Below are 26,808 nucleotides of genomic sequence, written 5' to 3'. Positions count from 1 at the left end.
CTAGCCGGCTCGGGCCTCGCGGCCCTTGCGCGCCGTCGAAAACACACGGGGAACCCAATGTCGACCGATAGAGACTGTGTCACGCGACGAGCCGTGCAACATGCGCTGGTCGCCGGCGGGTGGGTGCTTGCGTCGATGTTCGGCGCGGGGCACGCGTTCGGCGTCGCGATGAATTCCGCCCCGCGCGCATCGGGCGACAGTCCGGTGGCCGCTTCGAAGATTGCGCCGGGCGATGGCTTGCGATGTTCTGCACCGGCCTCTCAAACAGGCACGAGCGCAGGCGCGCCGCTCCTCGAAGCCGACACACCCGGCGACGGAACCCGCCTTTTCCCCACCGGCAAACCGTTCGCGTTGACGTTCACGACGCGCCCGGCCCAAGCCGACACGCTCACGTGGCAAATCCGCGATACGTGGAATGCCGTACGTGCCAGCGGCCGTTTCGCCGTTCCGGCGGGCGCGACGCTGGCCACGCTGAATTGCGCGTCCAGCATCGCCGGTTACTTTGCCGTGTCGGCGTCGCTCGAACGCGCGCATGGACAACTCGATGCGCGCGGCACGCGCCCCGCCGGCATCGCGACCTTCGGGATTTTGCCGGACACGGTCGCCACATTGCCCGCGGTGCGCTTCCCGTTCGCGGACCGGCATCGATTCGGCGGCCAGGGCACGGCCTATCTCGCGCCCGGCCAGCATTGCTGCGACGGCGACGGTTATCGTCCGGTTTATACGGCGCTCGGTCTGACGTGGGTCAACGACAATCGCAACTGGTACGTCGAGGAGCCCGACAAGCCGGGCACCTTCAACCCGGCCACGCCCTCGCTCACGCCGTTCTTCCAGCGCGGCGACCTGTTGCGTCTGATCCAGCTCGACGGCATTCCCAAATGGGCCAGCCCCACCGGCAAGGAGACCCACAGCTACGCGCCCAGCTCGCTCGCGCAGATGAAGGACTACATGGCGAAGGTCGGCGCCGAATCGAACCGGGTCCGCACGACCTACTTCCCCGCTCAGCGCGACAACTACTATCAGGTCACGTGGGAGCCGGACGCCGACGGCGGTCTGCCCTGGCGCGATACGGACGCGCATCTCGTCGCGATGTATCAGGCGGTCTATGAAGGCATCCACCGGAACGATCCGCACGCGGTGGTGATGGGTCCGACCTACGCGTCGGTCCAGGCGAACGTCGTCGCGATGCGCCGGCTGGGCCCGCAGGGCATCGGCCGATATATGGACGGCATGACCATCCACGGTTATTACGACATCGGCACGACACCGTCCCATCCGCCCGAACGGGTCGCCGATACGGCCAGCCAGGGCACCGTGCAGGGCGCGCTCGCGGCATCGATGCGCGCGCTGCGCCACGAAATGCGCCTTTATCTGAAACCGGGCGCGCCGCTCTTCGTGACCGAAACCGGTATCAGCTACGACATCGGCGCGTCGTACGGCAAGCAGTATCCGGATGCGAACGTGCTGTACGCGCAGGCCGCGGTGGTCGCGCGCACTCATCTGATCCTGCTCGGCGAAGGCGCCGACATGAGCTATGTGTTCTATCTCGCGGACATGCCGGACGCGGCGCCCGGTTATGGCGTGTTCTTCGAACTCGATCATCCGCAAGGTGCGTACGGCGCGGTGCATATCAGCCCGAAGCCGGCCGCGCTGGCCGTGGCGGCGCTGACCCGCATCGTCGACGGCACCATCACGCTCGGTCCGCTCAAGGGTTTGCCGCAAGGCGTCTATGCGTATGCGTTTCGCCGGCTCGGCGGCGGCAAGATCGTGACCGCGCTGTGGACGCATGACAACGACCGCTGGAACGCGAAGTCCGGCTTCGATGCGAACGCCACCGCGAACTACCGCTTGCGTGTCGACGCGGCCGGCACCGCCGGCACCGTTACCGCGCTCGACATGATGGGTAACGCCAGCAGCGTGCCGTACCGCGACGGCGTCGCCGATCTGAAACTGTCGCCCGCGCCGCTTTACGTGGTCTCGGGCAACGCCGAGGTATTCGCTCCGGCGGTCACGACGCCGGAGGGGTATGCGCCCCGCTAACGGCGGATTACGGCGATAATCCGGCGTGAAGTAACGGGGCCCGGGATAGCTGCCGCACAGAGCGGCTCCGGGGTGAGATTTAGCATGATCAACAATGCGCTGGAGCCGAGAGATGAACGGCCTTGCCTGGACGATGCTGGTGCTGGCCGCGCTGACCGGCGCATTCCTGTTCGCCGTCATCGGCGTGCTGCTGCTGGTTCTGCTGTTCGCCAACGTCTCCGACCGGCTCACGCGCAACGACGAGGATCATCGCGACTGACACATGGCCGGGCCATGTGGGCGGCTCGCGCACGGTACTCCACCCAACCGCGCGGCCCGCGCTTCATTCGCTGGAGAACCCTTCATGCTGACCGAGATCGACTTCCTCGACGTAGTCCGTCTGACGCCGCTCGTCGCAATCGATCTGATCGTGCGCGACGCCAGTGGACGCGTGCTGATCGGTCACCGGCGCAATCGTCCCGCGCGCGGCACCTGGTTCGTTCCGGGCGGCCGCATTCTCAAGGACGAAACGCTCGATGCAGCGTTCGTGCGGATTACCGACGCGGAACTCGGCGTGGCGAAACTGGCTCGCGACGGCGCGCGCTTCGAAGGCGTGTTCGAACATCACTACGCCGACAACTTCGCCGGCGAACCCGGCGTCTCCACACACTACATCGTGCTCGCGTACGCACTGCAATTGACGGGCGACGCCGCCGTCGGCCGGCCCGACCAGCACAGCGACTATCTATGGCTCATGCCTGCCGAACTGCTCGCGCGCGACGACGTGCACGAGAACACCAAGGCGTATTTCCGCTGATCCCGCCGCGCTGCGCCTCGACATCGCAGAACGCTGCGAACTGTGAGTTCGCCAACGTGGCGCGCCCGGGTGCTCCAGTAAGATCGGGCTCACTTTCGGGGCTCGACTCACCATGCGGACATCCATAACCAGATTCGTTCGGGGATTTTTCTTCGCCTGCGTCGCGGTGCTCGCCGGGGTGTTCACGCCGGGCGCGGCCAACGCGGTCGGCACAGTCGGCGCGGCCAGCGCCGCCAGCGCCGCGGAATGCGCGGCAGGCAAGCTCGTCACGGTGGTCGCGCACCTCGACGACGACCTGCTGTTCGTCGACCCGGCCATCAGCGAACGGCTCGACGCCGGATGGTGCATCACCACGGTCCATCTGATCGGCGGCGCGAACGGCGCGAACTTCGCCTACGTGCAGACTCGAGAACGGGCCTCGCGGCTCGCCTATGCGCGGATGGCGCATGTGCCGGACGTGTGGCTCGAATCGAACCGGACGATTGCCGGCAAGCTCGTGCATCGGATGGTGCTGAAGGCGAAGCCCCAGGTGCAACTGCTCGAACTGCGTCTGCCGGGCGGCGCCGTGCGCGGCGGGCGCGCCCCGCTCGCGCTGCTGTGGGATCAGCGGGCGATTCTCTCGACGTATCCGATGAACGTGGACGGCTCGTCGCGCATGCGTTACGACCGGGACACGTTGTCCGCGACGCTGAAGGCGATCCTCGCCGAAGCCACCGAGATCTACACGCTCAATCCGGATACCGTGCCGTTTCTCGAACATCCGGACCACATTTACGCGGCGCGTATCACGCGTCACGTCGCCCAGACGTTGGGGCGCAGCGTGCCGATCGTCTATCACGTCACCTATCCGACCGGCGACTGGCCCGCCAATCTTCCCGCCGCCGAAGTGCAACGCAAGCGCGATATCGTCGCCAGCTATTTTTCGATCGACGGCAGCGATTTTTCGCATGTGTTCGGCGAATTCCAATGGGACGGCAACTGGGTCGCGCGGCGCTACGCAGTCGCCGATCGCAGCGAGCATCGCGTGCCGGATTTTCAGGTTCATCCCGTGGTGCTGTTCAATGCGGCGGCCAACCGCTGTGCGAGTTCCACGCGCCCAGGCGAAGCGCCGACGCTCGCGGCGTGCAACGGTTCGTCGGCGCAGCAATGGCGCTGGGAACCGTTGACCGTGTATCCCGGCAACACGCGCAATGCCGCGCTCGTCAATGTCGCGACCTCGCAATGCGTCGCCGAACGCGACGGCTTCCTGCTCGCCGAGACCTGCGATCAATGGGATATGGCGCAGCGCTGGACGCCGTGGGACTTCGGCCTCGTCTACACGCCGCAACGACATTGCCTCGGCGAAAACGATGGCAAGCTCACCGAGCGCGGCTGTACCGCGCTGACCACGCGCTACCGCTGGTCGACTACGCAGCACACCCAGGCCAACGACCTGCGGCTCGCGACCGCGATGTTCGGCGATCTCGGGGGCAACGGCGAACAGGCCGCCGTCTACGTGCAGCGACAAGCGGACGGCCCCGGCTTCAACGTGTACGCCGCGTCGCTCACGGGCGCCGGCCGGCCGGTGCTGTGGTATGCGAACAAGGTTGCCTTCGATCCGCTCGCCAGCGCGCCGAGTTGCGGGAAAGACTCGCTGTGTTTCGATAGCGCGCGCTTCCTGCTCGGCGACTTCGACGGCGATGGCAAAGCGGACCTGATGGTCGTCACTGCACGCGAAGACGGCACCGCGTTCTGGTTGCTGCGCGGCGCCGGCGACCGGTTCGACGCACCGCGTCTGTGGCTGCAAACCGGACCGGCGTTCAAGCCCGCGACCGCGCAACAGTATGTGGCGGGAGATTTCACGGGCAGCGGTCGCGCCAGTGTGTTGATCGCGCAGAAGCGGACGGATCGGGGACTCGATTTTTGGCTCGTTGGGTCGGCCAAGGGACGAGCCAACGGGTCGGCTAAAGGCGAGGAAGATGGCGCCGCGCCGCGACTCGTGGCGCAAGCGCCCGACCTGCAGCAGAACGCCGAATTGCTGACGCGTGGCGCAAGCGAGGCAGGTGGCAAATCACCGCGCACGTCGCTGGTGGCGCTCGAACGTATGGCAGACCGCGTCGCGCTCACCCCGATCTCCAACGACGGCACACGTCTCACGTCGGGAGCGCGTCGCGTGCTGCCGCCGGGCATCGGGCCTGACTTCGTGAAGGCCGCGATCGAAAGCGGGACCGCCGCGAACGACAATCTGCTGGTGCTGCTGACACCGCATCTCGACAGCACGAGCGACGACGCGACGATCGACGTCTCGACCGTCGACCTGACGCAAACAGCCGGCGTGGCCACGCGCACGGCGAGTCTGCGAGGGATGTCGTGGTCGGATGTGTTCCCGGCGGTGGTGCGGGACAGCCACGGCACGGCGCTCGTGCTGTATCGCCGAACCGATGCGATGCTCGGCGATTTCTATTTCACCGGCGGCTCGCCCGCGCTCTCGCGTTATGCAATGGGAGAGGGATCGACGCTGGGCGCCGCGCAGCAACTCGGCGCGTTGCCGGGCTTATTCACGGAGACCGTTCGTATCGACCGGCTCGCACAGTAGCCAGTCCGGTCGATACGACGCCAATCCGTTTCACGCAGAAGCGTGGAGCGGATGCGCGAACTTGCGCGCGATCGACATATAGCGGTCCGCCGTATCGTGCAGCGTATAGCCCGCCAGCTGACGATTCGCGCGCGGCGTGTCGAGCGCGTTCAGCAAGGCCCGGCTATAGGCTTCGGCATCGGTCGTATCCACCAGACTGACGCCCGCGAAGTTACCGGCGAACCCGAACGAAGGAATGCGGTTCGCCACCACCGGAATGCCCGACGCCAGCGCTTCCAGAAAACCGATGCTCTGCGCTTCGAACTGCGAGGGCATCGCGAACACGCGCGACGAGCGCAGAATCGCGGCGACGTCCGACCTCGGCCCGCATACCGTCACGCGGCTCGTCAAACCGAGCCGTTCGACGAGCGACAGCACCGCCTCGTGATAGGCGACTTCCTCGACCACGCCGCATAACAGCAGACGCGCCTCGGGCTCGCTCTGCAGTACCCGCTCGAACGCGCGAACGGTGTCCAGCTGACTCTTGCCTTCGATATAGCGGCCGAGCTGAACGATCTGCTTCGGCGGCACTTCCAGATCCGGCACGTGGGCGTCGCCGTCTTCCGCGAACATCGACGCGTCGACACCGTTCGGGATCACGACCATCGCCGGATGCTTGCCGATCTCGCGCAGATAATCGTCGATGTTCTGCTGCGTCACGCCGATGATCGCCTGGGCCCGGCGCGACAACAGCCGCTCCGCGCGCTTGAGCGCGCCGTTCTCGAAGTCGTTGACACCCGAATGCATGACCCACGCGATAGGCGTGTTCACCGGCAGCAGGCGGATATAAAGACCGGCAAGGGTCGCGTGCGCGACGATGAAGTCCGGCCTGAACTGCCGCACCACGCGATACAGGTGCAGCAGTTTGCCGACCCGGCCGTGGCGCACTTCGGGAAACATGCAGGTGACGCCTGCCGCTTCCAGTTCGGCGCGAATGTCGAGAAAGTCGTCCTGCTGCGGTAGCAGCGACGCCATGCCAACCTCGTGCCCCGCGCGCTGATGATGAATGGCGACGCCTTTCACCAGGATTTCCGCGCCGGAAAGGCGCGGTGCGTGAACCAGTTGAAGAATCCTCACGATTTATCTCTCTGGATAACCGCTTTTTTACGCAGCGACTGGACACGCCTGGCCGGCGGCTGCCGACCCCAAACCCCGTTGGCCTGTCTCTTCGTCGATCTGGGCGCGCCGGTGGACAACGCGCCTGGCCTCCTGATACCGCAACAGTTCCGCTGCGAAGTGACTGCTGCCCGGAAACCTTACTCCGAAGGTCCAGCACTTTTACGCCAACTCCCAGAGTTCCGCGGCTGCCCAATGAGCGCCACCGCCCACTTCGCAGCAAATGCAATGTTGCCCGCCTGGCTCGATGGCCGATTAGCTGCCGGTTGCCTCGTCATTAGCTGCCACCGGCCAAGATTTTCAACCGCGCCGGCGGATTTCAGCGCACACTCGCGTATTGCTCCCACGGGGAGCAAGCCAGCCAATTGGAGTCCATGATGGCAAAAGGTCAAATGCGCAGTAACCGCGAAGTCAAGAAGCCGAAGCAGGCGAAGAAGCCCCAACCGGCCACGTCGCCTTCCGGCTCGCCGCCAATCCGGGTTCAGCCGAGCGCTTCGGCCACCACCAAGAAATAATCCCAACACGCCCGCCGCTTTCGGCGGGCGTTCGTTTTTCCTGTCGTTTTTCGCTGCGACATCGGCTTCCGCCGGGCTGCTTCCTGCTCACCGTCCAGTTGCGTCGACTTCACATGTCACTGATCGATCTGTTTGTCACGTCTGCGGGTGTCGGCCTTGCCATTGCCGCGCCGGTCGGCCCGATGGGCATGCTGTGCATCCGTCGCACGCTGGGCGGCGGCCCGCGCGCCGGACTTGCAATCGGTTTCGGCATTGCCAGCGGCGATGCGTTTTACGGTCTGATCGCGGCGCTTGGCCTCGTCGGCATTTCGCATTTCATGCTGGCCTATGACCGGCCTTTGCATCTGCTGGCCGGGCTGTTCCTGCTTTATCTCGGGCTGCGCGCCCTGCTTCAGAAACCGGCCCCGGCATCCGCAAACGCCGACGCGGAATCGGCCGCACCGGCCATGCGAGCGGGCGCGCTGCGCGCCTACGCGAGTTCGCTGCTGCTCACGTTGACCAACCCGCAAACGGTCATCATGTTCGCCGCGCTGTTCACCACGCTTGCGCCGCGTGGCGCGTTTTCTTCGAGCATCGCGTTGACCACCGTGGCCGGCGTGTTCTGCGGATCGATTGCGTGGTGGTGTTGCCTCGTCACCGTGGTGTCGCTAGCGCGGCATGCGATCGGCAGCAAGCTGCGGCTCGTGATCGACCGGGTGGTCGGCATCACGCTGGCGGCGTTCGGTCTCGCCGAAATCCGCCGCGCGCTTTGATGCGGCGGGTTCGGGCGCTTTCGCGTTCCAGTTGGGATTGCCCGCAACGGGCATGGTCCTGATCGCCGCCGGCGCTTCGTACGCACGAGCAGCAGTTTTGCGACAATAGCGCCTTTCGTCGTTCCCACGCTCCCCTCCGGCAATAGCAGCGCGCCGCCATCACACGGCGGCTGCGTACTGCGTCGGCTCCTTGCGACCTGGACGATACGCCGTTCAACCCACCCGACCGTCGACGGTCTGCTCAATGGCTCTTCCTCATATCGAACTGCTGTATTCCGTTTCCGGCCTGTTCGTCGGCTTTCTGGTCGGCCTGACCGGCGTCGGCGGCGGATCGCTGATGACGCCGATCCTGGTGCTGCTGTTCAACGTCCACCCGGCGACTGCCGTCGGCACCGACCTGCTGTATGCCGCCGCGACCAAGGCGACCGGCACGCTGGTGCACGGCCTGAAAGGCTCGGTCGACTGGCGCATCACGCTGCGCCTCGCCTCGGGCAGTGTCCCGGCCGCCGCCGTCACGCTGGTCCTGCTGCACCGCTATGGCATGGATACGCCGGGCACGGGCCGGCTGATCCAGATCGTGCTCGGTGCGGCATTGCTGATCACCGCGGTGGCCCTCGTGTTCCGGCCGCAACTCGCGGCGCTCGGCGCACACCGTCGACGCGCGCCGCGCGAAGGCCGCACGCTCGCGCTCACGATCCTCACCGGCGCGGTGCTCGGCGTGCTGGTTTCGTTGACGTCGGTCGGCGCGGGCGCGATCGGCGTGACGGTGTTGCTGCTGTTGTATCCGCTGCTCGCGACCACGCGCATCGTCGGCTCCGACATCGCGCACGCCGTGCCGCTGACGCTGCTGGCGGGCGCCGGTCACTGGCTGCTGGGTTCGATCGACTGGACGATGCTGCTGTCGTTGCTGGTGGGTTCGCTGCCGGGCATTGCGATCGGCAGCTACCTGTCTTCGCGCGCGCCGGAGAAGCTGCTGCGCAATCTGCTGGCCGCCACGCTGACGCTGGTCGGCGCGCGGCTCGTGCTGGCCTGAGTCTGAGTCTGAGTCTGAGTCTGAGTCAGAGCGAGCCGAAGCGCTACTTGAAGAAACGGCAGGTCAGATCGGTTTCGAACTGGCGCACCCATTGCCCCGCACGGTCGTGATAGGACTGCGCCCAGCCCGCGCGGCGCACGGTGACCAGACGTCCCGGCGTGGCATCGGCGGGATAGTCGGGATCCTGGGGGCCGGCAAGATCGGCACACACGCTGACCTCGAAATGCGCCGGCGCGAAACCGTGCCGCGCGCACACCAGTTCGAAGGCGGCCCGATGGCCGATCGGCAAGTCGGTATAGCGTAAAAGCGTGGCTTCCATCGCATTGACTCCGGTTGCGCTGCATGCCTGAGAGTCCGCCTGAAACGTGTCGAGCGGGTGTCGGTGCTACCCGGAACCCACCTTCGAAAAACGCGGCGTCGTCGACGGCCGGTTGCCCGGCGCGTTGCCTCATCATCACCGTGTCAAAAATCGCCGCGACGAAAAATTAATCGAAAAAAAACGCCGGCTGACAGCCGGCGTCCGTTCTGCGTCTCGCGATGCGGCGAGCGTGCTAGCCGTCCGTGACGGAACCCGTGCGACGCTCGCCCGGGCAGCTTACTGCTGCTCCACCGTCAGCTTGTTCGACACCGACGTCACGCCGGCGACGCTCTTCGCAGCAGCGCCTGCGGCATCGATCTGGCCTTGATCGGGCACCGTGCCCGTCAGCGTCACCGCACCGCCGCGCGCACGCACGGCAATGCTCGACACGTCGACACCTTGCGCCTTGCCGATCGCCGCGCGCACCTTGCGACCAAGCTGGCTATTGGCCTTCTTCGTGGACTTGCTGGTGGCCTTGGCGCTAGTCGCCGGCGCAGCCGTCGCACCGCTTGCTGCGGCATCGCTGGCCTGAGCGTAGACATTGCACGCGACGACCATGGCCACGACCGAGCCGAGCGTTTTCAGAAAACCGACCGATTTCATAATGCTTTTCTCCTTTACTTCACACATTGGACCGCTTATAGAAGCGGCTTCGTTACGACTACCCGCGACCGCGCGCGAGCCGACGCCACGATAGGCGCGACCCGGCGACGGCCGACTAAGGCTGAAACACGATGTGCGAGAGGCGAGAGAGGCCGGTTGCCGATGACCGCCGGCGCAGCGCGCGCGGCAAGATGGCGGAAAAACCGGCAAGCCGCGAGGCCGGAGGGCGCGCCCGGTTCTTGTGTGTCGTGCCGGGTCACGCCGCGCCGAACGTCGGTTCGCGGCAGCGATGCACAATTTAATCCACGCGAGCCGGAATCGCAAAGGGTTTAGTCGTTGGCCGGGCGGCTGGCGGGTCGGCCGATGGCATTCGACCCACTATGTAGGCCGCGGCCGCGCCACGCCCGTCATCCAACCCGACGCGCCCTCACCCAGGCCTTCGAAGGCACTCACCTTTTGTTACGGGTTTCTCCGTGCGCGCAGCCGTCAGGCGTTGGGGCGTCGTGCGAATCTCGGGTACCATCGGCGCGAAGCGCTGAGCGCCGGCCATGCGCTGCAAAAGCTGCAAAAGCCGCAAAAAAGCGCCGTCACTTCTTTCCCTGCGAGCATCGCCGTCACCTGATCCGATGAAGCCTGGTCCCGTCGATAATCTCAAGCGTCCGCCCCGCCTCGTCGCCCGCTTCGTGGCGATTTCCTGGCGCGATCTGGCGCTGTCGTTCGGCCCGATCCTGCTGATCGCGGCGGCCGCCATCTGGGTCGCCGTGCGTCTGATCCAGCCCGCCCCGCCCAGCACGTTGACGATCAGCGCCGGCCCCGAAGGCAGCACCTTCTGGAGCGCCGCGCAAAAGTACAAGGCGATTCTGGCGCGCAACCGCATTACGTTGAATGTGCTGGCCTCGGAAGGCTCGCTGCAGAATCTCAAGCGGCTGGCCGATCCGAACTCGAAGGTCGATGTCGGTTTCGTGCAGGACGGCGTCGCGCCCGGCCCGGCCAGCGACGGACTCATGTCGCTCGGCAGCGTGGCCTATGTGCCGCTGGCGATTTTCTATCACGGCCCGAGCGTGACGCGGCTCTCCGAATTCAAGGGGCAACGCCTCGCGGTCGGCGCCGAAGGCAGCGGCACGCGCGAACTCGCGCTGGCGCTGCTCAAGGCCAACGGCATCGTGCCGGACGGTGCGACGCGGCTGCTGCCGCTGTCGGGTGACGACGCCGCCAATGCGCTGGTCTCGGGCAAGGTCGACGCCGCTTTCCTCGCCGGCGACTCGGCGCAACCGGCGGTCATGGGCAAGCTCTACCGGACGCCGAACGTGCAGTTCTACGACTTCACCCAGGCCGACGCGTACACGCGCCGCTTCCCGTATCTGACGCAACTCGTGATGCCGATGGGCGCGTTCGACCTCGGCAAGAACCTGCCGTCCGCGCCGATTCACATGGTGGCGCCCACTGCCGAGCTGGTGGCGCGCGACTCGCTGCATCCGGCGCTGTCCGATCTGCTGATCGAAGCCGCCCGCGAGGTGCACGGCAAGGCGAACATCCTGCAGCGCGCCGGCGAGTTTCCTGCGCCGCTCGCGCACGACTTCCCGATCAGCGACGACGCCGCGCGCTACTACAAGTCGGGCAAAAGCTTCCTCTACCGGATCCTGCCGTTCTGGCTCGCCAGCCTCGCCGACCGTCTGCTGGTGGTCGTCGTGCCGCTGATCGTGCTGCTGATTCCCGCGCTGCGGCTCGTGCCGTCGCTGTACGCCTGGCGCGTGAAGTCGCGCATCTACCGCTGGTACGGCGCACTGATCGCGATCGAGCGCAGCGCGCTCACCGACCACTCCGCCGCCGAGCGCGCATCGCTGCTCGACCGGCTCGACGCGATCGAGGAGTCGGTCAACGGTCTGAAGATGCCGCTCGCGTATGCGGATCAGTTCTACGTGCTGCGCGAGCATATCGGCTTCGTGCGCGCGCGGCTCACGCAGGGTCGCGAGGCGGCTGCCGGGACTGCTGGCGAAGGGGACGACCCGAGCGGCGAGCAGCCGAACCGCCAGCCCGACGACGGTCCGCCGGAATCGGCGGACGGTTTACGAACAAGATCGGCGTGAGGCTGTTCGAGCACCTCGCGCATCGACCTCAATTAACCGCGCGGCGGCCGCACCGCGTAAGATCATCACAATTTCGCCGGCGCAGCAGACGCGTGTTCGCTCACGTCTCGCCAGCCGCCGGCCGCAAGGGCAATCCGGGAGACATTTATGACCATTGGCATCGACGCCAGGCAACCTCTGTGGTTCTACGATTTCGTCTCGCCGTTCACGTATCTGTTGCTCGAGCAACACGACAAATGGCCGGGCTTCGATTTCGCGTTCACGCCGGTGGTGCTGAACGAGTTGTATCGCCACTCCGGCCAGGTGCCGGCGTATAGCCTGCCCACCAAGCGGGTGTTCATGTACCGGCACGCGCTGTTTCGCGCCGAGCAACTCGGCATTCCGTACAAGATGCCGCCGGCGCATCCGTTCGATTCGACCAAACCGCTGTTGCTCGCGACCGCCGCCAAAGGCGACGTGCAGTTCGTGCGCGAAATCTTCCGCTTCATCTGGCGCGAGGGACGCGACCCGTCCAGCGACGAAGCCTTCGCCGAACTGTGCGAACGCGTCGGCATGCCGGACGGCCCGGAGCTGATCAAAAGCGCAGAGGTGCAGGCCCAGTTGCAGCGCAATACCGCGGATGCGGTCGGCCTCGGCGTCTACGGCGTGCCGACGTTCCGGCTCAACAATCAGCTGTTCTGGGGTGAAGACGCGCTGCCGATGGTGCTGTACTGCGCGCGCACGCCGAACTGGCTCGAGTCGCGCGAAGTGAAACGGGTAAGTTCGCTGCCTTCGGGTCTTCCGGGGAAACAGGCATGAGCAACCGCAGGCAGCGCGGCTGATGCCGGCCATACCCCGCCTGCTATGGCCGGCGGGGGGCAAACAGGCCTAAGGTGGTGCACTTTTTTGCCGTTGGCGTTTTGCCATGCCTGGGTCCTTCACGATGGAAGACACCGCCGCCTCACTCGATATCTGGCTCGTCCGCGTGCTGCGCACGCTACTGGTCGAGCGCAGCGTCACGCAAACCGCGCTGCGGCTGAATCAGACCCAGCCTGCCATCAGTACGGCCTTGCGCAGACTGCGCGAAGCGCTGAACGATCCGATTCTGGTGCGCGGCAAGTCGGGCATGGTGCCGACCGAATACGGCGAATCGCTGCTGGCCTCCGCGCAACGCGTGCTGCGCGAAGTCGACTTCGTCGCGACGCCGCACGGCGACTTCGACCCGGGCCGCTCGCGCCGCACGTTCCGGGTGGCCGCGCCGGATTATCTGAACGACTTCTTCATGCCCACCGTGATCGCGCAGTTTCGCGAGGCGGCGCCCCATGCGCGGCTCGAAATCGATTCGCTGAGTCCGATGCTCGATCATCACGCGGCACTCGAGGCCGGCGAACTCGATCTGGTGATCGGCAACTGGCCGAAACCCGATCCGCGCTTCGAGCGCAGCGATCTGTTCTCGGACACCGTGGTGTGCATGATGCGCGCCGACCATCCGCTGGCCCGCAGGCCGTTCACGCGCGAAGCGTATCTGGCCGCGCCGCATCTCGCGCCGACGCCCTACAGCGGCGCGCGCGGCGGTGCGATCGACACCGGCTTTGCGCGCGCGCGCGCCGACCGGCGCATCGTCACTACGCTGCCGTATTTCGGCCTCGTGCCGCAGACGCTGCTGCAATCGGATCTGATTTTCACGACGACTCGCCGCTTCGCGATGCACTACGCGGCCATGCTGCCGCTCGCGGTGGTCGAGGTGCCCATTCCGTTTCCGCGCATCAAGTGCTATCAGCTCTGGCATCCGCAACCGGATCGGCCGAGCGATGTCGGCTGGTTGCGCGCGTTGATGTCGCGCGTGTCGGATGGACTGGTCGCGCAAAAGGTGCGCCGCGTGAAAGCGAAAACGTCAGCGGGTTGAGCTGACTGGGCTTGCGTTGCGGATTTCACGCACCACTGCGTTCAAACCTAGACGCTCGCCCGCAGCGTGTTCGCCACCGCCTGTGCCGCCCACACCGCTGCGCCTTGCCGCGCGCGAATCTGCAACAACTCCGCGCACACCGCGACCGCGATGGCCGCAGGCGCCTTGTCGACGATACCCGCCACGCCGATCGGGCAAGTCATCTCTGCAAGCCGGTCCAGCTCGACGCCGCGCTCCAGCAAACGCCGCTCGAACTTCACCCGCTTGGTCTTCGAACCGATCATGCCGAAGTAAGTGAAGTCGCGCCGCCGCATGATGCGCGCGGCCAATGCGAAATCGAGCGCGTGGTTGTGCGTCATCACGAGAAAATAGGCGCCGGGCGGCGCGGTATCGACGATAGCTTCCGGCGTATCGGTCGCTTCGATCTGCACGTTGGCAGGCGTTTCGTCGGGGAACAGTTCGTCGCGCTCGTCGACCCAGTGGACCACGCAAGGCAACGCGCCGAGCAGCGTGACGAGCGCATGACCGACGTGTCCGGCGCCGAACAGCACGATGTGCAAAGGCGCCGGACGCGGCGTCTGAACGGCGCTGCGGCGGCCGATCTGGATGGGCGGGGTATCGTTCATGGCGATCGTCATGGTGAGGTTCGGGTTGCGCACGATGAGCCCGCGATCAGGACCGGCGCGCCGGTGCGGGCGGCGCCGTTGCCGCGCGCACCGCGCCGACGGCCTTGAGAATTTCCTCGCTGGTCGCGGGCGCATTCAGCGGCGGATTGACCTTGTGGCCGCCGACCGCCGAGACCGCGTCGCGAATCGCAAAGAACACCGAGAACGGCAGCAACAGCGGCGGCTCGCCAGTCGCCTTCGACCGGTGAATGCTGTCCTCGGCATTGCGATTCTTGAACAGACGCACGCGGAAGTCCGGCGGCGTGTCGTTGACGGTCGGAATCTTGTAGGTGGACGGCGCGTGCGTCATCAGCTTGCCGCTCGCGTTCCACCACAACTCTTCGGTCGTGAGCCAGCCCATACCTTGAATGAAGGCGCCTTCCACCTGGCCGACGTCGAGCGCCGGATTGAGCGACGCGCCCACGTCGTGCAACGCGTCGGCGCGCAGCACGCGCATTTCGCCGGTCAGCGTGTCGATCACCACTTCCGCGACGGCCGCGCCGTACGAGTAATAGAAGAACGGGCGGCCTTGCAGCTTCGCCTGATCCCAGTACAGCTTCGGCGTCGCGTAAAAGCCGTCCGACCACAACTGGATCCGCGCCAGATAGGCTTTCGCGACGATCTCTTCGAACGGCACGACGGTCTCGCCGATCACCACGCGGTCGTGCACGAAACGCACGTCCGCGGCGCTCACCTGTCCTGCGCCGAAACGCTCGGCGGCAAACGCCGAGAGACGCTCGCGCAACTGGCGCGCCGCGTCCTGCGCCGCCTTGCCGTTCAGATCCGAACCGGTGGAGGCCGCCGTCGCCGACGTGTTCGCAATCTTGCTGGTATCGGTCGCCGTCACGCGAATGCGGTTGAAGCCGACGCCGAGTTCATGCGCGACCACCTGCGCGACCTTGGTGTTCAACCCCTGGCCCATTTCCGTGCCGCCGTGGTTCACCAGCACCGAGCCGTCCGTGTAGATATGCACGAGCGCGCCGGCCTGGTTGAAATGCGTCACGTTGAACGCAATGCCGAACTTCACCGGCGTGAGCGCCAGGCCTTTTTTCAGGACCTCGTTGTTCGCATTGAATTCGTCGATCGACGCGCGGCGCGCGCGGTAGTCGCTGGTGGCTTCGAGCTCGTCGATCAGTTCGTGGATCACGTTGTCTTCGACGGTCTGCCCATACGGCGTGAGATTGCGCTCGGTCTTGCCGTACAGATTGCGTCGCCGCACATCGAGCGCATCCGCGCCGATCGAGCGCGCGACGTCGTCCATGATGTATTCGATCGCGAACGCGCCCTGCGGTCCGCCGAAGCCGCGGAACGCGGTGTTCGACTGGGTGTTGGTCTTGCCGCAGAACCCGTCGATGCTGACGTCCGACAGCCAGTAAGCGTTGTCGAAGTGGCAGACCGCGCGCGTCATCACCGGACCGGAAAGGTCGGCCGAGAAGCCGCAGCGCGAGGTCATGTCGACGCTCACGCCGTCGATCACGCCGGTGTCGTCGTAGCCGACTTCGTAGGTGTAGTGGAAATCGTGGCGCTTGCCCGTGACCATCATGTCGTCGTCGCGGTCCGGACGCAGTTTCACCGGGCACAGCAGCTTCCATGCGGCCAGCGCCGCACAGCACGCGAACAGGCCCGATTGCGATTCCTTGCCGCCGAAGCCGCCGCCCATGCGTCGGCATTCGATCAGCACGTTGTGCGACGCCACGCCCAATGCGTGCGCGACCATGTGCTGCATCTCGGTCGGGTGCTGAGTCGAACAGTAGACGTGCATGCCGTCGTCGTCTTTCGGCACCGCGTATGAGATTTGCCCTTCCAGATAAAACTGCTCCTGGCCGCCTAGCAGCATCTCGCCGTCGGTGCGATGCGCGGCGCGGGCGATCTTCGCCGCGGCTTCGCCGCGCGCCAGTTTCATCGGCGGCAGCACATGCTGGTTGGCCGCACGCGCCTGCTGCGCGGTGAGAATGGCGGGCAACTCTTCGTAGACGATTTCAGCGCGACGCGCGGCGAGCCGCGCGGTTTCGTGCGAGGTCGCGACCACGATGAAGATCGGCTGGCCCACGTACTGCACGATGCCATCGGCGAGAAACGGATCGTCGTGGATGATCGGGCCGACGTCGTTGACGCCCGGCACGTCCTCGGCCGTAAAAATCGCCACGACGCCGGGCGTGGCGCGCACCTTGTCGAGCGACATCGAGACGATTTTCGCGTGCGCTTTCGGCGACAGGCCGAGCGCGGCGTGCAGCGTGCCGGCGAGCGTGGGGATGTCGTCGGTATAGGTCGCGCGGCCGCTCACGTGCAGATGCGCCGATTCGTGCGGACGCGACACGTGCACCTGGGTGAAGTCGTCGAGTTCCTGAAGGTCTTTCAGGAACGGTTCGGCTTGCTGATTCATCGTGGGTTCTCCGTATCCTTGTTGAGCGCCGCGTCTTAAGCGGTCGCGCCGGCCGGCGCGCAGGCCGCGGCGACCGCACGGACATCGAGCGCGCTCTTCGGCAGCGGGTTGTGCGGACGCGTTTCGAGCCAGAAACGGTACAGCGTGTTCTTCGCGGCTTCGAGGCGGTAGTCGCTGGTCGCGCGCATGTCGGACAAGGGCGCGTAGTCGTTGCCGAGCGCGAGCATCGCGGCCTGCGCGGTGGCTTCGTGCCACTCGGCATCGCGCAACACGGCTTCGGCCTGCGCCGCGCGTCTGGACGTCGCCGCCATTCCGCCGAACGCGATGCGCGGCTCGCGGATCAGGTTGCCGTCCGCGATGAACGAGAACGCCGCGCACACCGCGGAGATGTCCGAGTCGAAGCGCTTCGAGAGTTTGTAGGTGCGGAATTGCAGATGCTGGCGCGCGCCGGTGCGCGTCGGCACTTTGAGGCCGACCACGAATTCGTGCTCCGCCATGTCTTTCTTTTGATACGCGAGGTACAGGTCTTCGAGCGGCATCTCGCGTTCGATCTCGCCGCCGCGCACGATCACGCGCGCGCCCAGCGCGATCAGGCCGGGCATCGAATCGCCGATCGGCGAACCGTTCGCGATGTTGCCGCCGAGCGTGCCGGCATTGCGAATCGGCAACGACGCGAAGCGTTGCCACATTTCCGTCAGTTCGGGGTAGTGCCGTGCGATGGCCGCGTAGGCTTTCTCGACGCTGACGCCCGCGCCTATCTCGATCCACTCCTCGCCGCTTTCGAGCTTTTGCAGTTCGGCGATCTGCCCGACATACACGATGTTGCCGAGTTCGCGCATCTGCTTGGTCACCCACAAGCCGATGTCGGTGCTGCCCGCGAGGATGCGCGTGGCCGGTTCCGCCTGTTTGATTTGCGCCAGTGCCGCAACGGTGCGCGGTGCGGCGAATTGCTGCCCGCGGTTCTGATAGACGAAGGTGTCGGGGCGTTGCAGCGTGGCGAGTCGGGTTGCCAGCGCCGCGACATCGACCGGCGCTTTCGGCGCGGGCGTTTCGAACATCCGCACGGCCGCGTCGACGATCGGCCGGTAGCCGGTACAGCGGCACAGATTGCCCGTCAATGCGTTGCTGAGGTCGTCGCGCGACGGGACGGTCCGGTTGGCGCAACTGTGTTCGTGACCGTGCTTTTCGTACAGCGACCACATCGACATGATGAAACCCGGCGTGCAGAACCCGCATTGCGAGCCGTGGCATTCGACCATCGCTTCCTGCACCGGATGCAGCGAACCGTCCGGTTGACGCAGGTCTTCGACGGTGTAGAGCGCTTTGCCGTCGAGCGTCGGCACGAACTGGATGCACGCATTGACCGCCTTGAAGTCGACGCCGCCCGCCTCGTTGCGCTCGCCGATTACCACCGTGCACGCGCCGCAGTCGCCTTCGGCGCAGCCTTCCTTGGTACCGGTGCAGTGCGCGTCTTCACGCAGATACTGCAGCACGGTGCGCGTGACGGGCGCGTCGTGGATCTCGCGGATGGCGTTGCGGTGGTAGAAGCGAATCGGCTCGGTCATGTCTCGTTACTCTCGAATGTTCTGTGTCCGTGGGGACGTCCAGCAATGATGGGTCGAAAACTATCATCGTCAATAAAGACAACCCATAGCGGGGACCGCATGGGGGACATATTCGGAGAGCGATATCGAGGCGGATTCTGGTGATGGGCGGCTTATATCGGGGTGGCTATTTTTAGTGATTTTATGACTTGATGCGGTCTTTCTGCCATTCTGGCATGCGGTGATTTTGGCTTTCTGGACGTTTTTATCCCCCAGTAGCAGGCCACTATATGAGTTTCATCAGGCGTTTTGAACACAGGGAGTCTTAAGCGAATCCTGCAAGCGACGCGTTTCCATGGGAAAATCACGCCTTTCCGCCGTTTTCAAGTCTCGTTTTCCCCATGTCCACCGACTCAGCGACACCTCGCAGCGACTTTGCGACGACCATGCAGATCATTCCGGTCGTCTTTTTCACCTTTCTTTGCTACCTGACCATCGGGATCCCGCTCGCGGTGCTGCCCGGTTACGTCCACGACGACCTCGGTTACAGCACCGTGCTGGCGGGCGCGGCAATCAGCGTGCAGTACCTGGCGACGCTGGCGTCGCGGCCGCTCGCCGGACGCACGGCGGATACGCTGGGACCAAAGCGGACTGTTTCGATTGGCCTGACGGGCTGTGGCGCGAGTGGCGTGTTGCTGTTGCTCGCGGTGTTATCGGCTCCGTGGCCTTTGCTGAGCATGGTTTTGCTGGTGTTGAGCCGGCTGCTGCTGGGTTTCGGTGAAAGCCTGTGCGGTACGGGGGCGATTTTGTGGGGTATCGGGCGAGTCGGCACGAATCACAACGCCAAGGTGATTTCCTGGAACGGCATTGCCACTTATGGAGCGCTTGCGATTGGTGCGCCTTTGGGCGTGGCGATCCAGCATATGGTCGGGTTTGCTGCACTCGGTATTCTCGTTATTGCGCTGGCGGTGCTGGGTTTCTATCTCGCGCGGCCGATGTTGCCGGTGCCAGTGGTGCATGGCGAGCGGATGTCCTATGGCAGCGTGTTCACGCGGGTGCTGCCGCATGGGATCGGGTTGGCTTTGGGCTCCGCCGGGTTTGGGTCGATCGCTACGTTTATTACGCTGTTTTATGCGGCCAGGCATTGGCCTAATGCGGCTTTGTCGTTGACCGTGTTTGGGACGCTGTTTATCGGCGCGCGGTTGTTGTTTGCTAATACCATCAAGACCTATGGTGGGTTTCGGGTGGCGATTGCTTCGTTTTCGTTTGAATGCGTCGGGTTGTTGATGTTGTGGCTGGCGCCTGAGCCTAATGTTGCCCTGGCTGGCGCTGCTTTGACCGGGTTTGGGTTTGCTCTGGTGTTTCCGGCGCTTGGGGTCGAGGCTGTGGGGTTGGTGCCGCCTGCTAGTCGGGGAGCCGCCTTGTCGGCGTATTCTGTTTTTCTCGATCTCTCTCTTGGGATTACCGGGCCGCTGGCCGGGTATATCGCCGGGGAGTTTGGGTATGGGTCAGTATTTCTCTTTGCCGCTCTCGCGTCGGCTTTGGCTGTTGGGCTTTCGGTTTTGCTTTATATGCGGGATGTTAAGGGGGCTAATTTGCCTGCGGCGCTTTGAGGGCTTTTTCCTTATTTTTTTTCTTGCGTTTGTGGTCTATTAGCGTTCCCCCTGTGCGGGGGGGCACCTACTTTTCTTTGCCGCCGCAAAGAAAAGTAGGCAAAAGAAAGCGGGCTCAAACCGCTAATTCTTAAGCGGGTCCCGCGGCATTTCTTTGGTAGTGGTGCATCTGGAATCCGTGCCCTCGCGCATTATGCGTGAGTGACAAAGCAGTCATCAGCGCCCACTCCGCACTGCGTGCGTCGCGGATGGGTCTGCCTGGGAAGGCCGGCCGGGGCGGATGGTCAGGGGCAGCCTCCCTTGGCCCTCTACTTTACCGGGCGCCCGACAGGCCGCGTTCCAGTGCGGCGACGCCAGCCGGTAAGTCCACCCTTACGCCCAGGTCCACCATCGTGCGGCCCAGTGCGTGAACCGTGCGAAACAAGTTGTGCTCGCGGCATTGCTCGCCCATCTGACCAATTCGCACAATCGGCAAACCAAACGAACCCGATATCTCCACCTGGTGCTGTCGCGAAATGTGCGAGCAGACATCGCCTGGACTCAGGCCCACCGGTACCTCAATGCCCACCACGGAGTTCAGGCGGCACGCGGCCGGTGCATATAACTTCAAACCCAATGCCGTGACGCCGTCCTGCAACGCCAGCGAACACTTCAAGTGGCGTGCAAAGCGTTTTTCCAAGGTCTCGGCGCAGACGAGCCGCAACGCCTCGTGCAAAGCCAACACGCCCGATACCGGGGCCGTGTAGTGGTAGCCGGCGTTGTGCCAGAAATTTTCCGCCAGCGACGCGTCCAGGCACCAATGCGCATTCGCTGCCGTGCGGCCCTTCACGCGCGCCCACGCAGCGTCCGAAAACGCAATCAGCGAGACACCCGGAATCGACGACAAACCCTTCTGGCCGCCCGTAATCACCGCGTCGATGCCCCAGGCGTCCATCTCCAGCGGCATCGTGCTCAACGTACACACCGCGTCGACAATCACCAGTGCGCCAGCAGCTTTCGCCAACGCGGCGATTTCCTTCAACTGATAATTCCAGACCGTGTTCGATGTCTCGCCTTGCACCACCGTCACGATCTCAGGACGCTCGCGGCGAATCGCATCGGCAATCTGCTCGAGACTCGCCACCGACCGGTCGTCCACGTCCAGCAGACTCACCCGCGCGCCGACGCGGCGTCCCATCTCCGCCATCCGCTCGCTAAAAAAGCCGTTCTTGATGCTCAGTACCCGCGTGCCTTCCCACGCCAGATTCGAAATCGCCATCTCCATCGCAGCCGAACCCGGGCCCGCGACGCCCAGCACCCATTTCGAATTCGTCTGGAACACATAGCGCGCCATCGTCTTCACCTGACCGATCACCTTCACCATCGTGGCGCCCAGGTGGTTGATCACGATCGTATTGGCCTTGGCCACGGCCGCGGGAATCGGCACCGGGCCCGCGCCCATCATCAGCAAAGGTTCTTCGGGAAGAATGGCGTCGAGCGATTCGACGACGGGACAGGGCACAGCGCGCACAGCAGCAGAAGAGGAAGTCGGCATGGTCGATACGTGAAGGTCGGGACGCAAAGGAGCAAGCGGCCTCGCTGTCATGACACCAGCGAGGCCGTTCGTCCGATCATTCACTGATTGGCGCGATTGCGCAAGTTTTTTGACTGTGCTTCGCGCCCGGACGTCACTTCACCTTGGTCTTATCCAGATTCTTGCCGGTGGCGGCATTGAACCGCTCGACGTATTCCTCGATCAGCCGGCGCAACGCGCGGCCGATCAGCCGGTAGTCCGATTCGTTCAGATTCGCGAGCGACACGCGTCCCGACGGATGCTGCGTACCGAAACCGCGCCCCGGCAGCAGCACCACCCGCGCCTCGCGCGCGAGCCGGAACAGCAGTTCGGACGGCTCGGTGTTCTTCAGCAGCCAGTCGACGAATTCGCGCCCGTACATGCGCGAGCCGAGAAATTCGATATCGAGGATGGTGTAGTAATCGACCTGGTTCGGATCGTCGTCCTCGAACGAGATGCCGACCTCTTCGTACAAGGCCTGCTTGCGGCTGCGTATCAGCCGCTTGAGTGCGTTCTTGTACGCATCCGGCGTGTCCATCAGCGAGAACAGTGAAAACAGCACCATCTGCACCTGCTGCGGCGTCGACAGACCGGCAGTGTGGTTCAGCGCGACCGTGCGGCTGTCGGCCACCAGACGGTCGATGAACTTCAGCTTGTCCGGCTCGGTGGTGATCGACTCGTAGCGCTCGTGCAACTGCTTCTTCGCGTCCTTCGGCAACCCGGCGATCAGCCGGTCCATCACGTTGTCGCGATGCGTGGCGATGGTGCCGAGCCGCCAGCCGGTCGCGCCGAAATACTTGGAGTACGAGTACACCAGAATCGTGTTCTTCGGCGCGAGCGCGAACAGCGAAACGAAGTCGTCCGCGAAGGTGCCGTACACGTCGTCGGTCAGCAGGATCAGGTCGGGCCGTTCCTTGACGATATCGGCGATGTACTGAAGGCTCTCGTCGTCGATGCGCACCGAAGGCGGATTGCTCGGGTTGACGAGGAAGAACGCTTTCACCTTCGGGTCGCGCAGCTTGTCGAGTTCCTGCTTCGAGTACTGCCAGCCGTTGGCGACGTCCGCTTCGAGGTTGACGACGTTCAGGCGATAGTCGTTCAAACGCGGAATCTCGATATACGGCGTGAAGATCGGCATGCCGAGCGCGATCGTGTCACCCTCCTTGATCAGATGGTTCTCGCGCATCGTGTTGAAGATGTACGTCATCGCCGCCGTGCCGCCTTCCACCGCGAACACGTCGAACTCGCCGACGAACGGATGCTTGCCGATCATCTCGCGGCGCAGATACTGGCCGACGATCACCTCGGAAAGCTTGAGCATGCGGTCGGGCACCGGATAGTTCGACGCCAGAATGCCTTCGCACATTTCATACAGAAAATCGCCGGCGGAAAGACCGAGCTGATCGCGCACGTACGACACCGCGCCGCGCAGAAAGTCGATACCGTCGACCCCTTTATGCTCGCGCAGAAAGAGGTCGAAACGCTCTTCGAGTCCGTCGCGGCGCGGAAAGCCGCCCACGCCTTCGGGCAGATACGCGAACGAACGCTCCGCCTCGCGCATGGCGAACAGTCCCAGTTGCCAGAAGCCGTGGCGCGGAATCGTCGCGAGGAAATTCGGATTGCCGCGACCGGCATTGAGCATAGAGACGTTGGCGGGCCGCTCCACGGCGCCGCCGCCCGCGGCCTTGATGAGTTCGTCTTTCAGTTCGAACGGACTGAGCGCGGCGAGGCCCGGTTGGTCCATATCCGCGTGTTTCTTGCCGTTTTTCTCTTTGGCCATGATGTCGTTCTCCAATGGATGGATGGATCGGTACGCGCTACACGAGGCCGACTACCAGCGGCCCGAGCAGCGTCAAAGCAACATTCGCGATGGCGTAGGTGATGGCGAACGGCACGGTCGGCACGGCGCTTTCCGCCTTGTCGAGCACGCCGCCGAACGCCGGGTTCGCGCTGCGCGAGCCGCACAGCGCACCGGCCAGAATGGCCGCGTTGTCGTAGCGCAGCACGAAGCGGCCGAACAGCATGGTCAGCAGCAACGGGAACAGCGTGACGAACGCGCCGAGCAGGAAGATGGTCATGCCGCTCTGCTTGACCGTGACGACCGCTTGCAAGCCCGAGTTCAGCCCGACCACCGCGACGAACGCGGCGAGCCCGAAGTCCTGCAGGAGCCGTGATGCCGCCGACGGCATCACGCCGTACATCGGATGCTTGCCGCGCATCCAGCCGAACACGAGACCCGCCAGCAGACAGCCGCCGCCCGAACCGAGCGTGAGCGGTATGCCCGCGACGTTCACGACGATCAGGCCGATCAGCAAGCCGATCACGATGCCCACGCCCATGTAGATGAAGTCGGTCTTGATGCTGTACGGCAACTCGTAGCCGGCGGCGTCGACCGCGCGCTTGGTGTCTTTCGGCGAGCCGTAGAAGCTGACGACGTCGCCATGTTCGAGCTTCGTCTCGGGCAGGATCGGCAGCGGCTGACCGGCACGCCGCGCGCTCTCGAGGAACACGCCGTGGCGCATGTTGCGATCGACGCTCTGCCGCACTTCGGCGATCGTCATGTGGTTCATGCCCTTGCGCGTGAACACGCCTTCGCGGGTCTGCATGACGAGACTCACGCCGTCCGTGTCGGCCACTTCCACGCCGATCAGCGGGGCGATGTCCACGACCCCGCCGCGCCGGCCGACCACCATCACCACGTCGTCCTTCTCCAGCACGAAGTCGGGTACGGGCTCTTCGGCCTTCCCGTGCCGGCGAATCCGCTCGATCGTGATGGTGTCGTTCTGGCTCATCTCGAGTTCGGAGACCGTGCGTCCCGCGGCCTGTTCGACGCGAAACGCGCGGCCGACCAGTTCGGGCAACGCGGACAACTGCCCCGCCGCGCGCGCGGGCACGGAACCGGACAGCGCTTTCTCGGCTTCGAGCGCGGCCTCGCGCAGGCCCTGCCCCATGAACTTCGGCAGAATGTTCACGCACACGATGATCGCGCCGAGCGAGCCGAACACGTAAGTCACCGCATACGCGATTGCCACGTCCGATTGCAGCGACTTCACCTGATCGGCCGGCAGACCGAGCCGCGCAATGGCGTCGCCGGCCGTGCCGATAATCGCGGACTGCGTGAGCGCACCGCCCGCGAGTCCGGCGGCGAGGCCCTTGTTCAGATGGAAAAGCTTCGCGCACACCACCACGGTGACGAGCGCGGAGACGGCGAGGAAAATCGCCATCGCGATTTCGCGCAGCGTCTTGCGATTCAGCGAATTGAAGAAGCCCGGCCCGGAGTCGTAGCCCACCGCGTAGATGAACACGGCGAACATCACCGATTTCACGCCGTTGTCGATGGTCACGCCCGCCTGACTGATGACCACCGCGGCGAGCAGCGAGCCGCCCACGCCGCCCAACTGGAACTTGCCGAAGTTGATCTGCCCGACGAAATAGCCGACCGCCAGCGACAGGAACAGCGCAATCTCGGGTGATTTGTGAAAGATGTCATGTAGCCAATCCATCATGCCCTCGCTGGATAGTGATGCTCGTTATGCGCGACTGCGCGATGCGCGATTACTGCGGTGCTAGCCGAACTTGCCGGCAAGGCCCACGACGACCGGGCCCATTAACGGAAGCAGGATGTTCGAGAGCGCGTAGGTGATCGTGTAGCCGATCACCGGCGTCGAGTTGCCGGTCACGCCGACCAGCGCGCTGATTGCCGGTGTGCTGCATTGCTGGCCGGCAATCGCGCCGAGCAGCATCGGCGCTTCGAGCTTGAGAAACACGCGGCCGATCCACAGCGAAAGCAGCCCTGGCACGAGCACCATCAGAATGCCGGCCACCGGCAACGCGAGCCCGTATTCGCGCACCAGCCTGATGGCGTCCGGCCCCGCCGAGAGACCCACCGCGGCGATGAACGTGGCCAGCCCGAAGTCCTTGAGAATTTGCGCGGCGGCGGACGGCAGCGAGCCGATCAGCGGATAGCGCGAGCGGATCCAGCCGAATAGCAGGCCCGACAACAGACAGCCGCCGCCCGTGCCGAGCGCGATCGACACGCCGCCAATGCGCGCGCCCAGATGTCCGATTGCCATCCCGACCAGCACGCCCAGCCCCAGATAGACGAAGTCGGTTTTCTGGGTGGCCGCCAGCACGTAGCCGAGACGGCCGGCGCCGCGCTCGATGTCGGTCTTCGCGCCCACCAGCGTCAGCACGTCGCCGCGATTCAGTTCGGTTCCGGGTAGCGCGGGCACCGTCGTTTCGAGCCGCGTCACCGCTGCGATGTAGACGCCGCGCCCCTCTTGCGGCACGGCCCGCGCGCGCAACTGCGCGAGCGTCAGGCCGTGGGCCTCGCGGCGCGTCAGCACGACGTCGAGCCGCGCGGCCAGCACCTGCCCGAAACTCGCCCCGTCCACTTCTTCGCCGAGAAAAGCAGCGGCGGCGACGATCGCTTCGCGTCGCCCGCCGAGCAGGATCTGGTCGGCGGCACGCAAGGCCAGTTGTGGTTCGACCGGCAGTTCGGCGCCGTCGCGCCGGACCTGCGCGACGTTCAGGTTGAAGCCGTACTGCTGCTCCAGCGCGGCCACCGTCGTGCCGTCCATCTCCGCGCCGACCCGGAAGGCGCGGCCGACCAGCGCCGGCGCGGCGGCCCGTTGTCCGTCGCCGAATGCGCCGTCGCCGCCGAGCGTGCGCCACACCCGTTCGGCTTCGTCGCGCAAATTGACGCGCAGCAACAGCGGCGCGAACTGGCTGGTGAACAGCACGATGGTGATCAGCCCGAACAGGTAGCTCACGCTGTACGCGGTCACGATGTTGGCTTGCAGACGCAGCGTTTCCGTCGCGCCGAAGCCGAGCTTGCCAATGGCCTCGGAGGCGGTGCCGATTACCGCCGATTCCGTCGCGGCGCCCGCCAGCAGACCGGCGGCGGTGCCGACGTCGAGCCGCATGACGACGACCGCGATCATGATGAGCGCCAGCACCGAGACGATCTCGACGATCGACAACACGCCATAGCGCCAGCCGCGGCCAATGTTCGCGAAGAACTGCGGGCCGCCGGTGAAGCCGAGCGCGAAGATGAACAGCGCGAACGCGATGTTCTTCAGATCGGCAGGCAGGCGGGCGCCGGTTTGCCCCAACAGCAGCGCGACGACCAGCGTGCCGCACACGCCGCCCAACTGAATGGGGCCGACGCGAAACGAGCCGATGAAATAGCCGATTGCCAGACTTGCGAACAGCGCGATCTCGGGTTGAGACCTCAGCAATTCACCGATCAT

At 65.0% G+C, this 26,808-nt stretch carries 21 protein-coding genes; 11 read left to right on the top strand and 10 right to left on the bottom strand.

The genetic code is table 11. The features are described from left to right. Window positions 1–57 precede the first annotated feature (57 nt). The 4 genes from FQ746_RS15255 to FQ746_RS15245 all read left to right on the top strand — a co-directional run bounded on the left by FQ746_RS15255 (window position 58) and on the right by FQ746_RS15245 (window position 5,411). Window positions 58–2,040 carry a hypothetical protein gene (locus FQ746_RS15255; RefSeq protein ID WP_260854064.1) on the top strand — a complete coding sequence of 661 codons (1,983 nt, stop codon included), beginning with the start codon at window positions 58–60 and terminating at the stop codon, window positions 2,038–2,040. Window positions 2,041–2,152: 112 nt separating this feature from the next. After that, window positions 2,153–2,299: a hypothetical protein gene (locus FQ746_RS34805; RefSeq protein WP_186310743.1), complete on the top strand. Its 147-nt coding sequence runs from the start codon at window positions 2,153–2,155 to the stop codon at window positions 2,297–2,299. An 84-nt stretch (window positions 2,300–2,383) separates the two neighbouring features. Next, window positions 2,384–2,836 (top strand): GDP-mannose mannosyl hydrolase, encoded by a 453-nt coding sequence (locus FQ746_RS15250; RefSeq protein ID WP_144110191.1) that lies wholly within the window; start codon window positions 2,384–2,386, stop codon window positions 2,834–2,836. Window positions 2,837–2,948: 112 nt separating this feature from the next. After that, window positions 2,949–5,411, top strand: a complete 2,463-nt coding sequence (locus tag FQ746_RS15245) for a PIG-L family deacetylase (protein WP_144110190.1) — start codon at window positions 2,949–2,951, stop codon at window positions 5,409–5,411. Window positions 5,412–5,441: 30 nt separating this feature from the next. Here the strand turns inward: FQ746_RS15245 and FQ746_RS15240 are convergent, their stop codons facing one another. Then, window positions 5,442–6,527, bottom strand: a complete 1,086-nt coding sequence (locus FQ746_RS15240; protein ID WP_144110189.1) for a glycosyltransferase family 4 protein — start codon at window positions 6,525–6,527, stop codon at window positions 5,442–5,444. A gap of 416 nt (window positions 6,528–6,943) precedes the next feature. Here FQ746_RS15240 and FQ746_RS34800 point away from each other — a divergent pair, with 416 nt between their 5' ends. The 3 genes from FQ746_RS34800 (at window position 6,944) to FQ746_RS15230 (ending at window position 8,866) form a co-directional block, all read left to right on the top strand. Further along, the gene (locus FQ746_RS34800) at window positions 6,944–7,081 is read left to right on the top strand and encodes a hypothetical protein (protein ID WP_186310742.1); all 138 of its coding nucleotides are present in this window, start codon (window positions 6,944–6,946) and stop codon (window positions 7,079–7,081) included. Window positions 7,082–7,194: 113 nt separating this feature from the next. Continuing rightward, window positions 7,195–7,833, top strand: coding sequence for a LysE family translocator (locus FQ746_RS15235; protein ID WP_144110188.1), 639 nt, complete (start codon window positions 7,195–7,197; stop codon window positions 7,831–7,833). Window positions 7,834–8,077: 244 nt separating this feature from the next. Next, a complete protein-coding gene (locus FQ746_RS15230) occupies window positions 8,078–8,866 on the top strand; it encodes a sulfite exporter TauE/SafE family protein (RefSeq protein WP_144110187.1) in 789 nt (262 codons plus the stop codon). Window positions 8,867–8,909: 43 nt separating this feature from the next. On the opposite strand, the gene FQ746_RS15225 is transcribed toward FQ746_RS15230, so the two are convergent. Beyond that, window positions 8,910–9,185, bottom strand: a complete 276-nt coding sequence (locus FQ746_RS15225; protein ID WP_144110186.1) for a hypothetical protein — start codon at window positions 9,183–9,185, stop codon at window positions 8,910–8,912. 276 nt (window positions 9,186–9,461) lie between these two features. After that, window positions 9,462–9,827 (bottom strand): BON domain-containing protein, encoded by a 366-nt coding sequence (locus FQ746_RS15220; RefSeq protein ID WP_144110185.1) that lies wholly within the window; start codon window positions 9,825–9,827, stop codon window positions 9,462–9,464. A gap of 626 nt (window positions 9,828–10,453) precedes the next feature. Here FQ746_RS15220 and FQ746_RS15215 point away from each other — a divergent pair. The 3 genes from FQ746_RS15215 to FQ746_RS15205 all read left to right on the top strand — a co-directional run bounded on the left by FQ746_RS15215 (window position 10,454) and on the right by FQ746_RS15205 (window position 13,799). After that, entirely contained in the window at window positions 10,454–11,914 is a 1,461-nt protein-coding gene (locus FQ746_RS15215) for a TAXI family TRAP transporter solute-binding subunit (RefSeq protein ID WP_144110184.1), read from the top strand. A gap of 147 nt (window positions 11,915–12,061) precedes the next feature. Next, window positions 12,062–12,712, top strand: coding sequence for a 2-hydroxychromene-2-carboxylate isomerase (locus tag FQ746_RS15210; protein WP_144110183.1), 651 nt, complete (start codon window positions 12,062–12,064; stop codon window positions 12,710–12,712). A gap of 124 nt (window positions 12,713–12,836) precedes the next feature. After that, window positions 12,837–13,799 (top strand): LysR substrate-binding domain-containing protein, encoded by a 963-nt coding sequence (locus FQ746_RS15205; RefSeq protein ID WP_144110219.1) that lies wholly within the window; start codon window positions 12,837–12,839, stop codon window positions 13,797–13,799. Window positions 13,800–13,846: 47 nt separating this feature from the next. Here the strand turns inward: FQ746_RS15205 and xdhC are convergent, their stop codons facing one another. From xdhC to xdhA, 3 genes are read right to left on the bottom strand one after another with little or no spacing between them, the layout of a single operon-like run. Further along, window positions 13,847–14,437, bottom strand: a complete 591-nt coding sequence (gene xdhC, locus FQ746_RS15200) for a xanthine dehydrogenase accessory protein XdhC (RefSeq protein WP_409932401.1) — start codon at window positions 14,435–14,437, stop codon at window positions 13,847–13,849. Between the two features lie 34 nt (window positions 14,438–14,471). Then, on the bottom strand, window positions 14,472–16,847 hold the full coding sequence (gene xdhB / locus FQ746_RS15195) for a xanthine dehydrogenase molybdopterin binding subunit (RefSeq protein WP_144110182.1): 2,376 nt from the start codon (window positions 16,845–16,847) through the stop codon (window positions 14,472–14,474). Window positions 16,848–16,882: 35 nt separating this feature from the next. Beyond that, entirely contained in the window at window positions 16,883–18,412 is a 1,530-nt protein-coding gene (gene xdhA / locus FQ746_RS15190; RefSeq protein ID WP_144110181.1) for a xanthine dehydrogenase small subunit, read from the bottom strand. A gap of 380 nt (window positions 18,413–18,792) precedes the next feature. Between xdhA and FQ746_RS15185 the strand changes: the two genes are divergently transcribed. Beyond that, entirely contained in the window at window positions 18,793–20,004 is a 1,212-nt protein-coding gene (locus tag FQ746_RS15185) for an MFS transporter (RefSeq protein ID WP_144110180.1), read from the top strand. A 313-nt stretch (window positions 20,005–20,317) separates the two neighbouring features. Here FQ746_RS15185 and FQ746_RS15180 read toward each other — a convergent pair whose 3' ends face one another. The 4 genes from FQ746_RS15180 to aspT (FQ746_RS15165) form a co-directional block, all read right to left on the bottom strand. Next, entirely contained in the window at window positions 20,318–21,538 is a 1,221-nt protein-coding gene (locus FQ746_RS15180) for a pyridoxal-phosphate-dependent aminotransferase family protein (RefSeq protein ID WP_144110179.1), read from the bottom strand. 133 nt (window positions 21,539–21,671) lie between these two features. Then, window positions 21,672–23,336 (bottom strand): bifunctional aspartate transaminase/aspartate 4-decarboxylase, encoded by a 1,665-nt coding sequence (locus tag FQ746_RS15175; protein ID WP_144110178.1) that lies wholly within the window; start codon window positions 23,334–23,336, stop codon window positions 21,672–21,674. 37 nt (window positions 23,337–23,373) lie between these two features. Beyond that, on the bottom strand, window positions 23,374–25,059 hold the full coding sequence (gene aspT, locus FQ746_RS15170; RefSeq protein ID WP_144110177.1) for an aspartate-alanine antiporter: 1,686 nt from the start codon (window positions 25,057–25,059) through the stop codon (window positions 23,374–23,376). A 63-nt stretch (window positions 25,060–25,122) separates the two neighbouring features. Continuing rightward, entirely contained in the window at window positions 25,123–26,808 is a 1,686-nt protein-coding gene (gene aspT / locus FQ746_RS15165; protein WP_144110176.1) for an aspartate-alanine antiporter, read from the bottom strand.

It is taken from the genome of Paraburkholderia sp. BCC1886, assembly GCF_900996245.1.
Taxonomy (GTDB): Bacteria; Pseudomonadota; Gammaproteobacteria; order Burkholderiales; family Burkholderiaceae; genus Paraburkholderia.
This window is presented reverse-complemented; position numbering and strand designations above follow the sequence as displayed.